Source organism: Flavobacterium sediminis, from assembly GCF_003148385.1.
Classification (GTDB): domain Bacteria; phylum Bacteroidota; class Bacteroidia; order Flavobacteriales; family Flavobacteriaceae; genus Flavobacterium; species Flavobacterium sediminis.
In genome coordinates this window covers 3,135,118-3,151,987 of the sequence record NZ_CP029463.1, presented here as the reverse complement: position 1 = coordinate 3,151,987, position 16,870 = coordinate 3,135,118, and the positions used below count along the sequence as shown (strand labels likewise).

16 protein-coding genes are annotated in these 16,870 nt (G+C 35.2%); 13 read left to right on the top strand and 3 right to left on the bottom strand.

What is annotated here, in order from left to right; all coding sequences use genetic code 11:
- The first annotated feature begins 69 nt into the window (after window positions 1–69).
- From DI487_RS14600 to DI487_RS16125, 3 genes are all read left to right on the top strand, one after another.
- Window positions 70–2,238, top strand: a complete 2,169-nt coding sequence (locus DI487_RS14600) for an endonuclease MutS2 (RefSeq protein WP_109570296.1) — start codon at window positions 70–72, stop codon at window positions 2,236–2,238.
- Window positions 2,239–2,256: 18 nt separating this feature from the next.
- On the top strand, window positions 2,257–2,667 hold the full coding sequence (locus DI487_RS14595) for a thiol-disulfide oxidoreductase DCC family protein (protein ID WP_109570295.1): 411 nt from the start codon (window positions 2,257–2,259) through the stop codon (window positions 2,665–2,667).
- Between the two features lie 72 nt (window positions 2,668–2,739).
- A complete protein-coding gene (locus DI487_RS16125) occupies window positions 2,740–2,883 on the top strand; it encodes a hypothetical protein (protein ID WP_170108220.1) in 144 nt (47 codons plus the stop codon).
- Between the two features lie 194 nt (window positions 2,884–3,077).
- Here DI487_RS16125 and aroC read toward each other — a convergent pair whose 3' ends face one another.
- Window positions 3,078–4,130, bottom strand: a complete 1,053-nt coding sequence (aroC, locus tag DI487_RS14590; RefSeq protein WP_109570698.1) for a chorismate synthase — start codon at window positions 4,128–4,130, stop codon at window positions 3,078–3,080.
- Between the two features lie 157 nt (window positions 4,131–4,287).
- Here aroC and DI487_RS14585 point away from each other — a divergent pair, with 157 nt between their 5' ends.
- The 3 genes from DI487_RS14585 to DI487_RS14575 all read left to right on the top strand — a co-directional run bounded on the left by DI487_RS14585 (window position 4,288) and on the right by DI487_RS14575 (window position 6,539).
- Window positions 4,288–5,121, top strand: a complete 834-nt coding sequence (locus DI487_RS14585; RefSeq protein WP_109570294.1) for a UDP-2,3-diacylglucosamine diphosphatase — start codon at window positions 4,288–4,290, stop codon at window positions 5,119–5,121.
- A gap of 27 nt (window positions 5,122–5,148) precedes the next feature.
- A complete protein-coding gene (locus DI487_RS14580; RefSeq protein WP_109570293.1) occupies window positions 5,149–5,943 on the top strand; it encodes a hypothetical protein in 795 nt (264 codons plus the stop codon).
- Between the two features lie 101 nt (window positions 5,944–6,044).
- Complete coding sequence (locus DI487_RS14575) at window positions 6,045–6,539, top strand: hypothetical protein (RefSeq protein WP_109570292.1); 495 nt, start codon at window positions 6,045–6,047, stop codon at window positions 6,537–6,539.
- Between the two features lie 70 nt (window positions 6,540–6,609).
- Here the strand turns inward: DI487_RS14575 and DI487_RS14570 are convergent, their stop codons facing one another.
- Together DI487_RS14570 and gyrA are read right to left on the bottom strand one after the other, a co-directional pair.
- Window positions 6,610–7,716 (bottom strand): tetratricopeptide repeat protein, encoded by a 1,107-nt coding sequence (locus tag DI487_RS14570; RefSeq protein ID WP_109570291.1) that lies wholly within the window; start codon window positions 7,714–7,716, stop codon window positions 6,610–6,612.
- A 77-nt stretch (window positions 7,717–7,793) separates the two neighbouring features.
- Window positions 7,794–10,331 (bottom strand): DNA gyrase subunit A, encoded by a 2,538-nt coding sequence (gene gyrA / locus DI487_RS14565; protein WP_109570290.1) that lies wholly within the window; start codon window positions 10,329–10,331, stop codon window positions 7,794–7,796.
- 254 nt (window positions 10,332–10,585) lie between these two features.
- Between gyrA and DI487_RS14560 the strand changes: the two genes are divergently transcribed.
- The 7 genes from DI487_RS14560 (at window position 10,586) to DI487_RS14530 (ending at window position 16,821) form a co-directional block, all read left to right on the top strand.
- Complete coding sequence (locus tag DI487_RS14560) at window positions 10,586–13,138, top strand: ATP-dependent Clp protease ATP-binding subunit (RefSeq protein ID WP_109570289.1); 2,553 nt, start codon at window positions 10,586–10,588, stop codon at window positions 13,136–13,138.
- Window positions 13,139–13,223: 85 nt separating this feature from the next.
- A complete protein-coding gene (gene rimK / locus DI487_RS14555; protein ID WP_109570288.1) occupies window positions 13,224–14,591 on the top strand; it encodes a 30S ribosomal protein S6--L-glutamate ligase in 1,368 nt (455 codons plus the stop codon).
- Window positions 14,592–14,774 (top strand): GldL-related protein, encoded by a 183-nt coding sequence (locus tag DI487_RS14550; protein WP_109570287.1) that lies wholly within the window; start codon window positions 14,592–14,594, stop codon window positions 14,772–14,774.
- A 3-nt stretch (window positions 14,775–14,777) separates the two neighbouring features.
- The gene (locus tag DI487_RS14545; protein ID WP_109570286.1) at window positions 14,778–15,140 is read left to right on the top strand and encodes a DUF1304 domain-containing protein; all 363 of its coding nucleotides are present in this window, start codon (window positions 14,778–14,780) and stop codon (window positions 15,138–15,140) included.
- 16 nt (window positions 15,141–15,156) lie between these two features.
- On the top strand, window positions 15,157–15,723 hold the full coding sequence (locus DI487_RS14540; protein ID WP_109570285.1) for a Crp/Fnr family transcriptional regulator: 567 nt from the start codon (window positions 15,157–15,159) through the stop codon (window positions 15,721–15,723).
- Between the two features lie 88 nt (window positions 15,724–15,811).
- On the top strand, window positions 15,812–16,213 hold the full coding sequence (locus DI487_RS14535) for a DoxX family protein (protein WP_109570284.1): 402 nt from the start codon (window positions 15,812–15,814) through the stop codon (window positions 16,211–16,213).
- Between the two features lie 17 nt (window positions 16,214–16,230).
- Window positions 16,231–16,821: an ester cyclase gene (locus DI487_RS14530; RefSeq protein ID WP_218925775.1), complete on the top strand. Its 591-nt coding sequence runs from the start codon at window positions 16,231–16,233 to the stop codon at window positions 16,819–16,821.
- Window positions 16,822–16,870 lie beyond the last annotated feature (49 nt).

Here is a 16,870-nt window from a genome sequence, read left to right as displayed (position 1 = left end):
AATTTTTTCAAAAATAGAAATTATTCATCCAAATGCGTGTAAATTTGCATAAAAAGCTAACGAATTAGAATGATTTCAGTAACTGATAAAACTTTACAGGACTTAGAATTTAAAACCATTTTGCAAACCATTTCAGAATATTGTCACACTGAGATCGGCGAACAAAAAGCACAAGACATATTACCTTTTAAAAACAAAGGGAAACTACTGGATAATCTGAACCAAACTTCAGAGTATCTGGCTTCGTTTACGAATAATAATGCCATTCCGAATCACGGCTTTGAAACTGTTTCAAATGAACTGAAATTTTTAGGAATTGAAGACAGTTTTTTAGAAGCGTCCGGTTTTAAAAAGATCATTCATTTAGCAGAAACAACGATAGCTCTGGTTCTCTACTTCAAAAAGTTTGAGGAATATTATCCGAAACTACAGCTCAAAGCCTCTGAAATCACAATCGAGAAATTTATTGTAGCAGCTATTGAAAATGTATTTGATAAATACGGAGAGATCAAAGACAATGCCTCACCGGATCTGGTGAACATCAGGAGAAACATCCAATTGGTACGCGGAAAGATCAACCAAAGCTTCGGGGTTGCCCTTTCCCAATACAATTCGGCAGGATATTTAGACGATATCAAAGAAACAGTCGTAGATAACAGACGTGTTCTGGCGGTTTTAGCAATGCATCGTAAAAAAGTAAAAGGTTCGGTCATGGGAAGCTCTAAGACCGGAAGTATTGTTTACATTGAACCCGATGCCACATTGCGTTTTTCAAGAGAGCTGAACAGTTTGCTTCAGGACGAACGTGAAGAAATCATTCGCATTTTAAAAGAACTAACCAATCAAATCAGACCTTATAAAAACCTTTTAGCTGATTATCAGGAGTTCTTAAGTGATATTGATGTTATTGCCGCTAAAGCGAAGTATGCACACCGGATCAATGCTTTGTTGCCAAAGATTACGGATGAAAAACGCTTGTATTTCAGAGAAGCCTACCACCCTATTCTGTGGCTGACGAATAGTACTAAAAAGCAACCGATTTACCCGCAAACCATCGAACTGCATAATGAAAGCCGAATCATAGTCATCTCAGGACCTAATGCCGGAGGTAAAAGTATTACCCTTAAAACCATCGGTTTATTACAACTGATGCTGCAAAGCGGTATTCTGATCCCGGTTCACGAGCGCAGCGAAACCTTTCTGTTTGACAGAATACTGACAGATATCGGAGATAATCAGTCCATTGAAAACCATTTAAGTACCTATAGCTATCGTTTGAAGAACATGAACTACTTTCTTAAAAAGTGCAATGCAAAGACCTTGTTCTTAATTGATGAGTTCGGTACCGGATCTGATCCCGAATTAGGAGGAGCCCTGGCGGAAACTTTTTTGGAAGAATTCTATGCCAGAGAAGCTTTCGGTATCATTACGACCCATTACACCAATTTAAAGATATTGGCCAATGAATTGCCTTTTGCTATTAATGCAAACATGATGTTCGATGAAAAATCATTAGAACCCATGTATAAATTGCATTTGGGACAACCCGGAAGTTCATTTACGTTTGAAGTGGCACAAAAGAACGGAATACCATACGGTTTGATTAATCGCGCTAAAAAGAAGATCGAACGCAGTAAAGTTCGTTTCGATAAAACCATTGCGACTTTACAAAAAGAGCGTTCTAAACTGGAAAAAACCTCTCAAAACTTAAAAGAGGAAGAATCAAAGGCTCGTGAGGAAAGCCAAAAAATGGAACAGATCAATGCTAAAATTCAGGACAAACTGGAGCGTTATCAAGAATTATATGATGCTAACCAGCGCTTGATTTATTTAGGTCAGAAACTGGATGATATCTCTGAGAAATATTTCAATAATAAAGACAAGAAAACGTTGATCGGTGAATTCTTGAAAATGGTGGAAATTGAAAATTCAAAACGCAAAAAAATCACCAAAAAAGAAAAAGTCATCAAACAAAAGATTGAAAAACAAGTTATAGCAGAAGTAAAAGAAAAAGTAGAAGAAATTCGCGAGAAGAAAAAAGAAGAAAAACAAAAGAAAAAAGAAGTTGAGCAAAACAAACCGAAAGTAGTACTAAAAGTTGGTGACCGTGTGAGAATGATCGATGGAAAAGCGATCGGTACTATTGATGCCATTGAAAAAAATAAAGCAACTGTAAACTATGGAATTTTCACTTCTAAAGTCAGCGTAGATCAGTTAGAATATATTCAGCCTTTATAACTAATTGTCTCATTAAAAATGAATTTTCCGAAAGATAAAAAAATCATACTGTTTGACGGGGTTTGCAATTTATGCAACACTTCCGTTCAATTCATTATAAAGCATGACCCAAAAGATGTTTTCCGCTTTGTGGCAATTCAATCGGAAACCGGACAAGAACTGATCCGGTATTTAGGTATTGACACTTCTAAAACCGATTCCATTATTTTATACGAACCGGGCATGGCTTATTATTTTAAGGCAGAAGCGGCTCTGCGTATTGCAAAAGAGTTAAAAAGCGGATATTCCCTACTCTATTCCTTTATAGTCGTACCGGATAAGATTAAGAATTTCATCTATGATTACATAGCTAAAAACCGTTATAAATGGTATGGCAAAAAAGAATCCTGCATGATCCCTACACCGGAATTAAAAGCTAAATTTCTCTGATACAACTGATATTTGTCATTTTTTAATTATATTTATAACTCTATTTTTGACTAAATTTCTAACCTTATCATTATGAAAAGTCTTTTAATTTCTCTATTCAATTTTAATAACGGAGCGTTTATTATGGTTGTAGTCTTTGCACTGGTAATCTTAGGATTAGTCGGAGCAGTAATGTTTATGATGAATTCAGATAAAAAGAAAAAAGGGAACGACTAAGTAAAACTTAGTCGTTTTTTTAATGCTTAAACTTTAAACTTGTTAACCTGAATTCGGTTAATACAAATCTTTTTTTTAATATTTATTTTATTATCGGAATGATAATAGAAAAATTTAACAATAAGCCAAGTAATCAAACTTTAATTGTAAAACAGCAATAGAAAAGGGACTTTTAAGTCCCTTTGTGTTTTCTTCTATTTGTTATATAAAAAATGATCGGTAATAACTAATGCCGCCATTGCTTCTACAATAGGAACCGCTCTGGGTACCACACACGGATCATGTCTCCCCCTTCCTTGCTGTTCGATGATCTCGCCAGTATTTGTTAACACATCTTGCTTTTGCAACAAAGTGGCTACCGGCTTAAAAGCTACCCTAAAATAAATATCCATACCATTACTGATCCCTCCTTGTATTCCTCCCGAAAGATTAGTTTTAGTAGTTCCGTCCGGATTAAAAGAATCATTGTGCTCACTTCCTTTCATTTTAGCGCCGCAAAATCCGCTACCGTATTCAAAACCTTTAACTGCATTAATAGAAAGCATGGCTTTTCCTAAATCGGCATGTAATTTATCAAAAACAGGTTCTCCCAAGCCTACAGGCACGTTCTGAATCACACAAGTAATTGTTCCTCCTACTGTATCACCTTGCTTTTTAATTTCTTTTATATAGGCTTCCATCCTCTCAGCAGACTTTTCATCCGGACATCTGACAGGATTACTTTCAATTTTAGAAAAATCTAAATCCTGATACGGTTTGTCGATAAAGATCTCGCCAACAGAAGATACAAAAGCTGTAATTTTAACATCAGAAATAACCTGTTTGGCAACAGCCCCTGCTACAACCCTGCTAACCGTTTCTCTGGCAGAACTTCTTCCTCCTCCTCTGTAATCTCTGATTCCGTATTTCTTTTCATACACATAATCAGCATGACTCGGTCTGTAGGTATCTTTTATATGCGAATAATCATGAGACTTTTGATTGGTATTCTGAATGACAAAACCTATAGGTGTTCCGGTTGTTTTTCCTTCAAAAATACCGGATAGAAACTGAACTTCGTCTTCTTCTTTTCTTTGCGTTACTATTGCTGATTGTCCGGGTTTTCTTCTTTGCATTTCAGTTCGAATTGCCTCAAGATCCAATTCAATACCAGCCGGACAGCCGTCAATAATACCTCCTAATGCTTCTCCATGTGACTCTCCAAATGTAGTTACTTTAAATAGCGTTCCAAATGTATTTCCTGCCATAAATACTATTCCATTTAAGTTTTTCACAAATGTAAGCATTATTAGCGGGTTTATAGAAACATTATTTTAACAAAACCAACAAACAACTAATCTACTGATAACTTTAACTTTAACTTTAGTTTAAACAAATATCGTTCTTTTGTTTAAACTCAGTATTTTGAAAAAGAGAAGTGTAGAATTAGTCGTAATTTCAGATGTACATCTTGGTACATTCGGTTGTCATGCCACAGAGTTATTAGAATATCTGAATTCTATTAAACCAAAAACCTTAATTTTAAATGGCGACATTATAGATATTTGGCAATTTAGAAAATCATATTTTCCTAAAAGTCACTTAAAGGTTGTCAAAAAATTAATAAATTTCTCCAGCAAAGGAACTCAGGTATACTACATTACCGGGAATCACGATGAAATGTTACGAAAGTTCAGTGACACACATCTGGGAAATTTTTCACTTGTTAACAAAGTGGTTTTAGAATTAAATGGGCAAAAGGCCTGGTTCTTTCACGGTGACGTTTTTGACAGTTCTGTGCATACTGCCAAATGGATCGCCAAATTAGGCGGATTAGGATACGATTACCTGATCTTACTGAACCGATTCATCAATTGGTGTCTGAACAAAATGGGAAAAGAGCCTTATTCCCTTTCCAAAAAAATTAAAGGAAGTGTCAAAAAAGCAGTAAAATTCATTTCTGATTTTGAAACGACAGCAACGGATATCGCTATTGATAATCAATATGATTTTGTGTGTTGCGGACATATTCATGAACCTAAAATATTAAGAAAATCAAATAATAAAGGCTCTACCCTTTATTTGAATTCCGGCGACTGGATAGAGAACTTAACCGCACTGGAATACAACCGTAAAAAATGGAAACTATATACTCATACTCCTTTAAATCAAATCAGGGAAGATGATGATGAAAATATTGATATGGAAAATGAACTTTCACAACAGTTAATTGCTAATATTATTTTTCATAAAAAATAATTATTATATTAGTCGAAAAATAATCCTATGCGACTAAAAAGTTACCTGTTCATTGCATTAGCAGTGTCATCTATTTACTCTTGTTCTAACGATAATGATGATAATCCTGAGAATTCGTTTAGCATCACATTTCCTTTGAATGACGGAAACTACTGGAATTATGATATTGTAACTGACGGAGCAACTTCAAGAGATTCTGTCTTTATATCACATGACACCGTAATCAATTCAATTACCTATAAAAAAGTTGAAACTGAAGTAATCCCAACCGGATTTTATTCTTCTAGCCTTAAAGACAATGCTCTAAGAAACAATAATCAGAAACTATTGTTGACAGGAGACCTGAGCTTTTTGGCCGGTCAAAGTTTACCGGTAGGTGTTGACCTATCTGTAACAGACTTTACTATTCTGGACAATAACGCAAGTTCAGGAACTCAATTATCCAGTAAAAGCGGAAGTATTTCTCAAACTATAAACAGTGTTCCCGTTACGATGAACTATACATTAAAAACGGTAGCCGGAACAGATTATGAAAGCATAACAATCAATAATGTTACATATCAAAATGTAAAAACGACTAATGTAATATTAACAGCTTCAGCTTACACTACTATTATACCGGGATATGATCAAGACATTTTAAGTCCAAGTGACCAAAATGTTATGGTCTCTGAGATTTTATTTGCCGACGGAATTGGAGCCATAGCTATAACAACTGATATCAGCTTTACTTTAGATGCTTCAATTGCCAGTGGTTTAGGAATATCACAATCTCAGAGTCAACATCAGGAAGAAACATTAGATACATATCATATTAATTAATTTTAATTTCTTACATTTAATTTTGTAATTATTTCTGTAAATTATATAAAAAGATGTCCCAAAAGATTGTATAAATTTGTAACATTAAAACATGTAAAATTATGAAGAAAATTTTTATTAGCGCCATTATGCTATTAGGTTTAGCTTTCAATGCACAGGCTCAGGACATTTCAAAAAACGCTTTAGGTTTACGCTTAGGGGATAACGATGGTTTTGGTGGTGAGATCTCTTACCAAAGAGCACTTAGTTCTCCGAACAGATTAGAATTTGACTTAGGCTGGAGAAATAGTGATCACGTTGACGCTTTTAAACTTGTAGGTTTATACCAATGGGTTTGGAACATTGACGGAGGTTTCAACTGGTATGCCGGTGTAGGAGCTGGTGTAGGAAGCTGGAGTGTAGATAGTAAATATGGAGACGGAAGCGGTTCTTTTGTTTTATTAGGAGGAGATATAGGTATTGAATATAATTTTGATATTCCTCTACAATTATCTTTAGATTTCAGACCTGAATTTTATTTAGGTGGTGATTATGCTGATTACAAAGATAATTTCGGTCCGGATATCGCATTAGGGATTCGTTATAAATGGAATTAATCAAATATAAAATTCCTTTAAAAAAAACTCCGAGTGTAACACTCGGAGTTTTTTTTTATATCTCTAATTTCTAATTGATTTTATTTGCTTTTTCATTCTGACCGGTAACCTGATAAGCCATTTTTAAAAGATTCTTAGTATTAACATCACTGGAATCTAAACTGTATGCTTTTTCAAATAACGGAATGGTTTTCTTGAAAATCTCTTTTCTTTTAGCCATCAATTCATCATATTTTGGTTTATCATCTCGGAAAGAATTAATTTCATCAACCAATTTCTGATCGTCTTTTAACAATTCATAAGCTTCATTGAAATAAATTCTGGCCTCAGCTTTTTTAAGATCCATATCAGCCGGATTCAATTCTACTGCTTTCTCATAATATTTTTTAGCCTTTTCCATATTTTTATTATGGTCTGCCAAAGAAGCTAACATTTTATAAGTATCCGGTAATTTAGTAGACACTTTTACATCTCTTGGTTTTTCATAAACTCCGGTTGCGATTGACTTTGTTCTTGTTTCTCGATTAGGAAGTTGTTCTTCTTGTCCGCTAGCTTTATTAACAGCATAGTAAATAACCCCGTTTTTCATGTAATCACTATTTACCAACTCTTCATATAACTTTTCAGCTGCTTTATAATCTTCTCCCTGAACAGCAGTGATTGCAGCATTTTCTAAAGAATTCCCTTCATTCTTTTCATCAAAAAGATACAGCGCATAGAAAAAAGAAGAAGCTTCTTTATATTTTTTACCAGTATACGCTGAATTAGCAATCATGCTCAACTGATTTTTAAAAGATTGCTTTTCCTGAACCAGATCATCCGTATATATTTTCTTCCCTACTTTAGCTTCATAAGCCATTGTTTCATCTATTACATTACCATATTCAGTAATAAACTGAGGGTTATACAATTTGATCTGATCTTGTAATGTAGCCTTATCTCCTTTTGAATAAAGCTCTAATGTAGGATACATTACTTTATAAAACTTTGTATAAACTTTATCTCCCTCTTCTTTAGCCAAAGGTTCTAATGAATTTAAAGCTGCTTTATAAGCTTCTAGATCCTTTTGAGAGATCGTTTCCTTTCCATAAATCTTCTTTAGTGTTTTTAACTCATCTTTCTGAGCAAAAGTCGCTACCGAACAGAAAAATGCTGTAGCTAAAATTAATCTTTTCATAATTTGTTTACAGTTATTTTTAAAATTTTATTTGGTTTCATTTAAAAAGAAGCCCAATTAAAAATTGGGCTCTTTATTTATTCTTGAGTTTCGTTATTCTCATCAGTATTCATCCCTTCGGTATTCTCTTCTCCTTCAGGTAATTCTTCTTCCTCTTCTCGTAGAACTTTAGTAACAGCTGCAATAGAATCGTTTCCTTTTATATTAATTAAACGAACTCCTTGTGTAGCTCTACCCATTACCCTTAAGTCGTCCACTCGCATTCTGATTGTTAAACCGGATTTATTGATAATCATCAGATCATCTTCATCTGTAACTGCATTTACAGAGATCAATGCACCTGTTTTATCTGTAATATTTAAAGTTTTAACTCCTTTACCACCTCTGTTCGTGATACGATAAACCGGTTCTCCGTCTTCTTCTAATTTAGTACGTTTACCATAACCGTTTTCAGTAACTACTAAAATTTGAGAATCATTTATATCTTTCTCATCAATAGAAACCATTCCGATAACTTCATCTTTATCGTCTGCAAGAGTAATACCTCTTACACCGGAGGCCGTACGTCCCATAGGACGTGTTTTCTCTTCTTCAAAACGAACCAATTTACCGGATTTAACAGCGATTAGTACCTGACTATTACCGGTAGTTAATTTTGCTTCCAGTAATTCATCGTCCTCGCGAATAGTTATTGCATTGATACCGTTTTGACGAGGTCTTGAGTATTGCTCTAAAGGTGTCTTTTTTACAATCCCTTTTTTAGTAGCCATAATTACAAAACGACTATTGATGTATTCTTCATCCTTAAGGTCTTTTGTACAAATAAAGGCTTTTACTTTATCATCACTTTCGATATTGATTAAGTTTTGAATAGCTCTACCTTTACTTGCTTTCGTTCCTTCCGGAATTTCAAATACACGCATCCAGAAACATTTTCCTTTTTGCGTAAAGAACAATAGATATTGGTGATTTGTAGCTACAAAAAGATGTTCCAGAAAATCCTGATCTCTTGTTGCCGAACCTTTTTGCCCTACTCCTCCTCTGTTCTGTGTCTTATATTCAGACAACGAAGTACGTTTAATATAACCTGCATGAGAGATAGTTACCACAACTTGTTCGTCAGCAATCAAATCTTCAATACTTACATCTCCGCCGGCATATTCAATTACTGAACGTCTTTCGTCTCCGTATTTATCTTTTATTTCAACTAACTCGTCTTTGATTACCTGCATACGCATATCCTTGTTAGCAAGTAACTCTTTCAAGTACGCAATCAGTTTCATTACTTCATCGTATTCTGCACGAAGCTTATCTTGTTCCAGCCCTGTTAACTGGCGTAAGCGCATTTCTACGATAGCTCTGGCTTGAATTTCAGACAATTTGAATCGCTCGATCAATTTGTTACGAGCTTCTTCTCCATCTTTTGAAGAACGTATTAAAGCAATTACTTCATCAATATTATCAGAAGCAATAATTAAACCTTCTAAAATATGGGCTCTTTCTTCTGCTTTTCTTAAATCAAATTGTGCTCTGCGAACAACAACATCGTGACGGTGTTCTACGAAATGATGAATTAAATCTTTAAGATTTAGCATTTCCGGTCTTCCTTTTACCAATGCAATGTTATTCACACTGAACGAAGATTGTAATTGAGTATACTTGAATAATGTATTCAAAACTACATTAGGAACTGCATCTCTTTTCAGTTCGTATACAATACGCATCCCTTTTCTATCCGACTCATCACGAATAGTAGAAATTCCTTCGATCTTTTTTTCGTTAACCAGATCCGCTGTTTTTTTGATCATTTCAGCCTTGTTAACTTGATACGGAATTTCTGTTACAACAATGGCTTCTTTACCGTTAGACTCTTCAAAGTTAGCTTTAGCACGCATAACCACACGACCTCTACCGGTTTTAAAAGCCTCTCTTACACCTTCATATCCGTAAATAACACCACCGGTTGGAAAATCCGGTGCTTTGATATGATTCATCAATTCATCGATCTCAATATCATTATTATCGATGTAAGCCAGTGTTCCGTCAATAACTTCAGACAAGTTATGTGGCGGCATATTTGTTGCCATACCTACTGCAATCCCAGAAGCTCCGTTAATTAACAAGTTGGGCACACGAGTCGGTAAAACTTTTGGTTCCTCCAAAGAGTCATCAAAGTTCAATTGAAAATCTACTGTTTCTTTTTCGATATCAGCTAACATCTCCTCTGATATCTTTTTCATTCTGGCCTCAGTATAACGCATTGCTGCCGGACTATCACCATCAACTGAACCAAAGTTACCTTGTCCGTCAACCATTAAATAACGTAAACTCCAATCCTGAGCCATACGCACCATAGCATCATAAACCGAAGAATCTCCATGCGGGTGGTACTTACCTAAAACCTCTCCTACAATTCTGGCTGATTTTTTATACGCACTGTTGGAACGTATTCCTAATTCGTGCATTCCAAATAATACTCTACGGTGTACAGGCTTTAACCCATCTCTAACATCAGGAAGAGCTCTGGAAACGATTACCGACATTGAATAATCAATGTAGGCTGATTTCATTTCTTCTTCTATGTTAATAGGTATTAACTTTTCTCCTTCAGACATAAGTATTTAAATAAATTTTATCATTAATTCTTAAACGTGCCAATATACGCTTTTTTATTAATTCTATAGATTTTTTATCTTATAAATTTACATGATTTATTAACAATTCTGTTTAAAAAATGATAATAACTAAAGCTTTCTAAATTTTTATAATTAAATATTTTTTTGTCATTTAGTCATACAATAGCATTAAAGGCACATTTTTTGTTATTTTACCTATATCTTAGTATATTTACGAATAGATTTAAAATGTTATGGACGATAATTTTTCACCAAGAGTAAAAGATGTAATCTCATATAGTAAAGAAGAAGCTTTGCGCTTGGGGCACGACTTCATTGGCACAGAGCACCTTATGCTGGGGTTACTGCGAGAAGGTCAAGGCAAAGCCATGGTCATTCTGAACAATCTTGCGGTAGATTTTGATCATTTAAGACGAAAAGTTGAAATATTGAGTCCTGCCAATTCTTCAGGTTCTCAAAGTAATGACAAAAAAAATCTACACCTGACAAGACAAGCGGAAAGGGCTCTGAAAACAACTTTTTTAGAAGCAAAATTATACAATAGTTCTATCATAAGTACTGCGCATTTGTTACTTTGCATTTTAAGAAATGAAAATGACCCTACCACAAAACTATTGAACAAGTTAAAAATTGATTACGAAACAGTAAAGGAACAATATACAGCTATGTTAACAAACGAAAATGACTTTATAGACAACCTTCCGAAAGCTGAATCTTTTAATGATGATGCCGAAAATGATGATCTTTCTGCAAGAGGAGAAAGTTTCAATTCTCCATCATCCGGAAGCAAAGCCAATAAAAAGTCTAAAACCCCGGTTTTAGATAACTTTGGACGCGATTTAACAGAATTGGCTGAAGAAGGGAAATTAGACCCTGTAGTTGGCAGAGAAAAAGAAATTGAACGTGTTTCTCAAATATTAAGCAGAAGAAAGAAAAACAACCCTTTGCTTATAGGAGAACCGGGTGTGGGTAAATCAGCCATTGCTGAAGGCTTAGCGCTGCGAATCGTAAAGAAAAAAGTTTCCCGCATTCTATTCAATAAAAGAGTAGTGACTCTGGATTTAGCCAGTTTAGTTGCCGGAACCAAATACAGAGGACAGTTTGAAGAACGCATGAAAGCGGTCATGAACGAACTGGAAAAAAATGATGACATCATCCTTTTCATTGATGAGATCCACACGATCGTCGGTGCCGGTGGCGCCACTGGTTCACTTGATGCTTCAAACATGTTCAAACCTGCTTTAGCAAGAGGAGAAATTCAATGTGTGGGAGCAACAACATTAGACGAATACCGCCAATATATTGAGAAGGACGGTGCTCTGGAAAGACGTTTTCAAAAAGTAATCATTGAACCGACTTCTGTTGAAGAGACTATTACTATTTTGAACAACATCAAGGCTAAATATGAAGATCACCACAATGTTATCTATACACCGGAAGCTATTGAAGCCTGTGTTAAATTAACGAATCGTTATATGACCGATCGCTTCCTTCCGGACAAAGCTATTGATGCCTTAGACGAGGCCGGATCTCGTGTGCATATAACCAATATTGATGTTCCGAAACAAATTCTGGAATTGGAACGCCAATTAGAAGAAGTTCGCGAAAATAAAAACAGTGTTGTCAAAAAGCAGAAATATGAAGAAGCCGCAAAATTACGTGACGACGAGAAAAAAATCGAAAAAGAATTAGCTATCGCTCAGGAAAAATGGGAAGAAGATTCTAAAAACAACAAAGTTGTTGTAACCGAAGACAATGTTGCCGACGTAGTTTCTATGATGACCGGTATTCCTGTTAATAGAATCGCTCAAACAGAAAGCAATAAATTAGCTAAACTTCCGGAATTGATTAAAGGAAAAGTTATCGGTCAGGATAATGCTGTTGAAAAAATTGCAAAAGCGATCCAGCGTAATCGTGCCGGATTAAAAGACCCGAACAAACCTATCGGTTCTTTTATATTCTTAGGATCAACCGGTGTCGGTAAAACACAATTAGCTAAAGTTTTAGCAAAAGAGTTATTTGACTCTGAAGATGCCTTGATACGAATTGACATGAGTGAATACATGGAAAAATTTGCCATTTCAAGATTAGTAGGTGCTCCTCCGGGATACGTCGGTTATGAAGAAGGCGGGCAATTGACCGAAAAAGTGAGAAGAAAACCTTATTGTGTTGTTCTGTTAGACGAAATTGAAAAAGCACATCCGGATGTATTCAACATGATGCTTCAGGTTCTAGATGACGGTCACTTAACCGACAGTTTAGGTCGTAAAATCGATTTTAGAAATACGATCATTATCATGACCTCTAATGTAGGAGCCCGTCAATTAAAAGACTTCGGACAAGGTGTCGGATTCGGAACATCTGCAAAAACAGCACAAGCAGACGAGCATTCAAAAGGAATCATTGAAAATGCCTTAAAAAAAGCATTTGCTCCGGAATTCCTAAACCGTATTGATGATGTTATTGTATTCAACTCTTTAGAAAAAGAAGATATCGACAAAATAATTGATATCGAAATGGCTAAGCTTTATGACCGCATAAAAGATTTAGGTTATAACTTAAAATTGTCTGAAAAAGCAAAAGACTATATTGCCGATAAAGGCTTTGACAAGCAATTCGGAGCCAGACCTTTAAAAAGAGCGATCCAAAAATATGTAGAAGATGCTTTAGCAGAAGAGATCATAACCTCAAAAATTCACGAAGGAGATGAGATCTTTATGGATCTGGACGAAAAAAATAACGAACTGAATATTTCAATTAAGAAAAAAGAAAAACCTGCTGAATAAGCAGGTTTTCTTTTTTATAACAACTTCTTTTAAAATCAAAAAAAAGTAGTACTTTAGAAATATTTTTAATTCTATTTTCTATTCCATGTTAGACAAAGTTATTGTGGGTAGTGAAGAATGGTGCTCCTTCCCTACTTTAGGAATTCCAACTATTAAAGCTCGGGTAGACTCCGGAGCTAAAACTTCTGCTTTGCACGCTGTTAATATCAGACCTTTTCAGAAAGATAATGAAGAATGGGTAAAATTTGATATCAATCCTATTCAAAACAATGTTAAAACCGTTATCCATTGCGAAGCTCCTTTAATAGACCAACGCATTGTAAAAAGCTCAAGTGGCTTTCGGGAAAAGCGTTACGTTATCAGAACACAATTGGAGATCGGAGGCAAACACTGGGAAGTGGAAGTTACACTAACCAATCGCGATTCCATGGGATTCCGTATGTTATTGGGTCGTGAAGCAATGTCCGGAAGAATTTTAGTAGATCCTGAAAAAAAATACGTTTTAGGTCAACCGACAAATGAAAAGCTCAAAGAATATTACTATTCTGATATCATCAACAAAAAAGGCTTACGAATAGGGCTTTTAGCCAGCAATCCCGAACTATACAGCAATAAACGCATTATAGAAGCCGGAGAACTGAGAGGGCACGAAATGCACTTTTTAAACATCAAATACTGCTACATGAAACTAGATGCCGAAACTCCTGAAATTCATTACAGAGGTGGTAAAGTTTTAAATGATTTTGATGCCATAATTCCTAGAATTCGCCCAAGTATGACTTATTACGGTTGTGCTTTAACCCGTCAGTTTGAGGCCTTAAAAGTATTTACATTAAACAATGCAGCAGCTATTAGTCAATCCAGAGATAAATTATTTTCATTGCAACTATTATTAAACAACGGAGTTGACATCCCTACCACAGGTTTTGCAAATTCACCTCTGGACACTGATGATTTGATTAAAATGGTTGGTGGCTCGCCGTTGATTGTAAAACTATTAGAAGGAACACAAGGGAAAGGCGTCGTTTTAGCAGAAACCAAAAAAGCCGCTGAATCCGTTATCAATGCATTTAAAAGTTTAAATGCTAATATTTTAGTTCAAGAATTCATCAAGGAAGCTAACGGTAAAGATCTACGCTTATTTGTAGTAGACGGAAAAGTAGTAGCTGCCATGCAACGCGAAGCAGCACCCGGCGAATTCAGAGCCAATATTCACATGGGAGGAACTGCTTCTATCGTTAAAGTTACTCCGGAAGAAAAGAAAATAGCCATTCGGGCTGCTAAAGCCATGAATCTGAAGGTGGCAGGTGTTGACATCATTCGTTCTACCAAAGGCCCTTTACTCTTAGAAGTGAATTCTTCTCCGGGCTTAGAAGGAATTGAAGGTGCTACACAGAAAGATATTGCCGGAGAAATGATCAAAGCCATTGAGAAAAATTTTAAATGGAAGTAAATGAAGAAAGAATACGGAATACCTTTAGTTTTACTTATTCTCGGAATGGTAATTACCATAATCGGTGCTTTATTTAAGCTAATGCACTGGCCGGGTGCAAAAATTATGCTTACAACCGGAATGCTCACGGAAGCCGGCGGTTTAATTTTCCTTATCGTAAGCATCATCAAAAACATGAAATAGCCTATGGAAATCTTAGTTAAAATTCTAATCGGATGCATTGCCCTGCTACACCTCTACATTCTTGTACTGGAAATGTTTCTGTGGACTACCCGTGGTCCTAAAGTTTTCAGAAGTTTCCCAAAAGACTTATTTGCCCCGACAAAAGCAATGGCAGCTAATCAAGGGCTGTATAATGGTTTCTTGGCAGCAGGATTACTTTGGTCCTTGCTTGTTTCTGATATTTTCTGGAGCAAAAATATAGCATTGTTTTTTCTGGGGTGTATAGCAATCGCGGGAATTTACGGCGCTTATTCAGCTTCAAAAAAAATATTATTTATACAAACATTACCGGCTTTAATTGCTATCATAGCTGTATTAGCAATTTAAAAATAGTAACGCTTTAATGAAAGACCATCTCTTAAAATACAATGATTTTACTGAAAATGAGATCAATTACATTCTGAATCTGACAGAAGAAAAAGAATTTAAAAAGAAAGAACACATTCTTACATCAGGGGATAAAGAACTGTATCAATATTTCATTCTTAGCGGATGTATCAGAGGGTATATTATTGACTTTAACGGAAAAGAACACAATATCGAATTTGGTTTTCAAAATTATTGGTTCGGCGATATGGAAAGTTTTGCACACGGAACTGATGCTACTTACAATTATCAAGCATTGGAAGATCTGACCATTCTGGCAATCTCTAAAAGGAATTGGGATAAATTATCCGAAGAAATACCTGCTTTTATCAAATATACCAGTGAATTGTATCGCAATGCTATGATATTTCAACAAAAAAGAATCGCCGAACATTTTATACTAACTGCTGAACAACGCTACTTTAACCTTATCGCTAATCATCCGGATATTCTTCAACGAATTTCTTTAAAGAATATCGCCAGTTATCTAGGGATTACTGCCGAATTTATCAGTATTCTGAGAAAAAAATCAATCCAGAGATAATTTCTTAAACTACTTCAATTTTTTTTATTGTTATATAACGGAACTTTGTAGTGTAATTAAAAACAAAGTAATATAACATTTAAACAAAATGAAAAAGAATACAGATACAGGATTACTTATCCTAAGAATTTTGTTAGCCGTATTAATGATATTACACGGTATCGGTAAATTAAATGGCGGACTAGAATTTGTTAAAGGACTTCTCACCGAAAAAGGCTTACCTGCTTTTATAGCTTATGGTGCTTTAGTAGGTGAATTATTAGCTCCTATAGCTATATTAATCGGATTCAGAACCCGAATTGCAGCAGCAATTTATGCTATAAACTGTTTGGTCGCTATTTTCATGGTTCATAGCTCAATTCTTTTTACTCTAAGCGAAACTGGAGGTTGGGCTGTAGAACTTTTAGGCTTATACTTTTTCACTTCAGTAGCCTTATTCTTTACCGGAGCCGGAAAATATGCCATTTCAACAACGAATAACTGGGATTAATTAAAACTAGATATAAAATGAAAGCGTTAAAATCAATTAAACTACAATTTGCAGCAGTTATAATTACCGCTGTCAGCATGGTCAGTTGTTCAGATAACAAACAGATCGAAGAAAAATACCAAACTGAGATACAGACTTTAACATCTCAATTAGAGAAATTAGCAAAAGAAAACGAAGAAGTTGCGAAAAATCTAAAAACTTTCGACACGCTTGACTTTGTAGTCTACTCTACCCAAGAATGGAAAAGACTACACGAAAGTCACGCTGATGATATTTTAGTCCACTACCCTGACGGACACACAACTGTGGGTATTGAAGATCATATTAAAGAATTGGCACCCATGTTTGTCTTTGCTCCGGATACACGTATTGAGCAACATCCTATAAAATTAGGTTCAGGTACCATGACTGCTGTTGTAGGTGAACTTCTAGGAACGTTCACAGAACCTATGCCTATCGGAAACGGTAAATTCATTCCGCCTACAGGAAAAGCTTTTAAATTACCTATGTGTACTGTAGGACTTTGGAATGACAAAGGTGTTATGTATGAAGAATATCTTTTTTGGGACAATCAAGCCTTCTTAAAACAAATTGGTCTTGCTGAATAATAATAACAACTGACCAAAGCTCCAAAACAAACTTTAAACTAAAAAGCTC

Bases quoted from the DNA above. Each gene is read 5' to 3' on its own strand.
- DI487_RS14600 (WP_109570296.1), top strand. From the start codon at position 70: ATGATTTCAGTAACTGATAAAACTTTACAGGACTTAGAATTTAAAACC.
- DI487_RS14595 (WP_109570295.1), top strand. From the start codon at position 2,257: ATGAATTTTCCGAAAGATAAAAAAATCATACTGTTTGACGGGGTTTGC.
- DI487_RS16125 (WP_170108220.1), top strand. From the start codon at position 2,740: ATGAAAAGTCTTTTAATTTCTCTATTCAATTTTAATAACGGAGCGTTT.
- aroC (WP_109570698.1), bottom strand. From the start codon at position 4,130: ATGGCAGGAAATACATTTGGAACGCTATTTAAAGTAACTACATTTGGA.
- DI487_RS14580 (WP_109570293.1), top strand. From the start codon at position 5,149: ATGCGACTAAAAAGTTACCTGTTCATTGCATTAGCAGTGTCATCTATT.
- DI487_RS14575 (WP_109570292.1), top strand. From the start codon at position 6,045: ATGAAGAAAATTTTTATTAGCGCCATTATGCTATTAGGTTTAGCTTTC.
- DI487_RS14570 (WP_109570291.1), bottom strand. From the start codon at position 7,716: ATGAAAAGATTAATTTTAGCTACAGCATTTTTCTGTTCGGTAGCGACT.
- gyrA (WP_109570290.1), bottom strand. From the start codon at position 10,331: ATGTCTGAAGGAGAAAAGTTAATACCTATTAACATAGAAGAAGAAATG.
- DI487_RS14560 (WP_109570289.1), top strand. From the start codon at position 10,586: ATGGACGATAATTTTTCACCAAGAGTAAAAGATGTAATCTCATATAGT.
- rimK (WP_109570288.1), top strand. From the start codon at position 13,224: ATGTTAGACAAAGTTATTGTGGGTAGTGAAGAATGGTGCTCCTTCCCT.
- DI487_RS14550 (WP_109570287.1), top strand. From the start codon at position 14,592: ATGAAGAAAGAATACGGAATACCTTTAGTTTTACTTATTCTCGGAATG.
- DI487_RS14545 (WP_109570286.1), top strand. From the start codon at position 14,778: ATGGAAATCTTAGTTAAAATTCTAATCGGATGCATTGCCCTGCTACAC.
- DI487_RS14540 (WP_109570285.1), top strand. From the start codon at position 15,157: ATGAAAGACCATCTCTTAAAATACAATGATTTTACTGAAAATGAGATC.
- DI487_RS14535 (WP_109570284.1), top strand. From the start codon at position 15,812: ATGAAAAAGAATACAGATACAGGATTACTTATCCTAAGAATTTTGTTA.
- DI487_RS14530 (WP_218925775.1), top strand. From the start codon at position 16,231: ATGAAAGCGTTAAAATCAATTAAACTACAATTTGCAGCAGTTATAATT.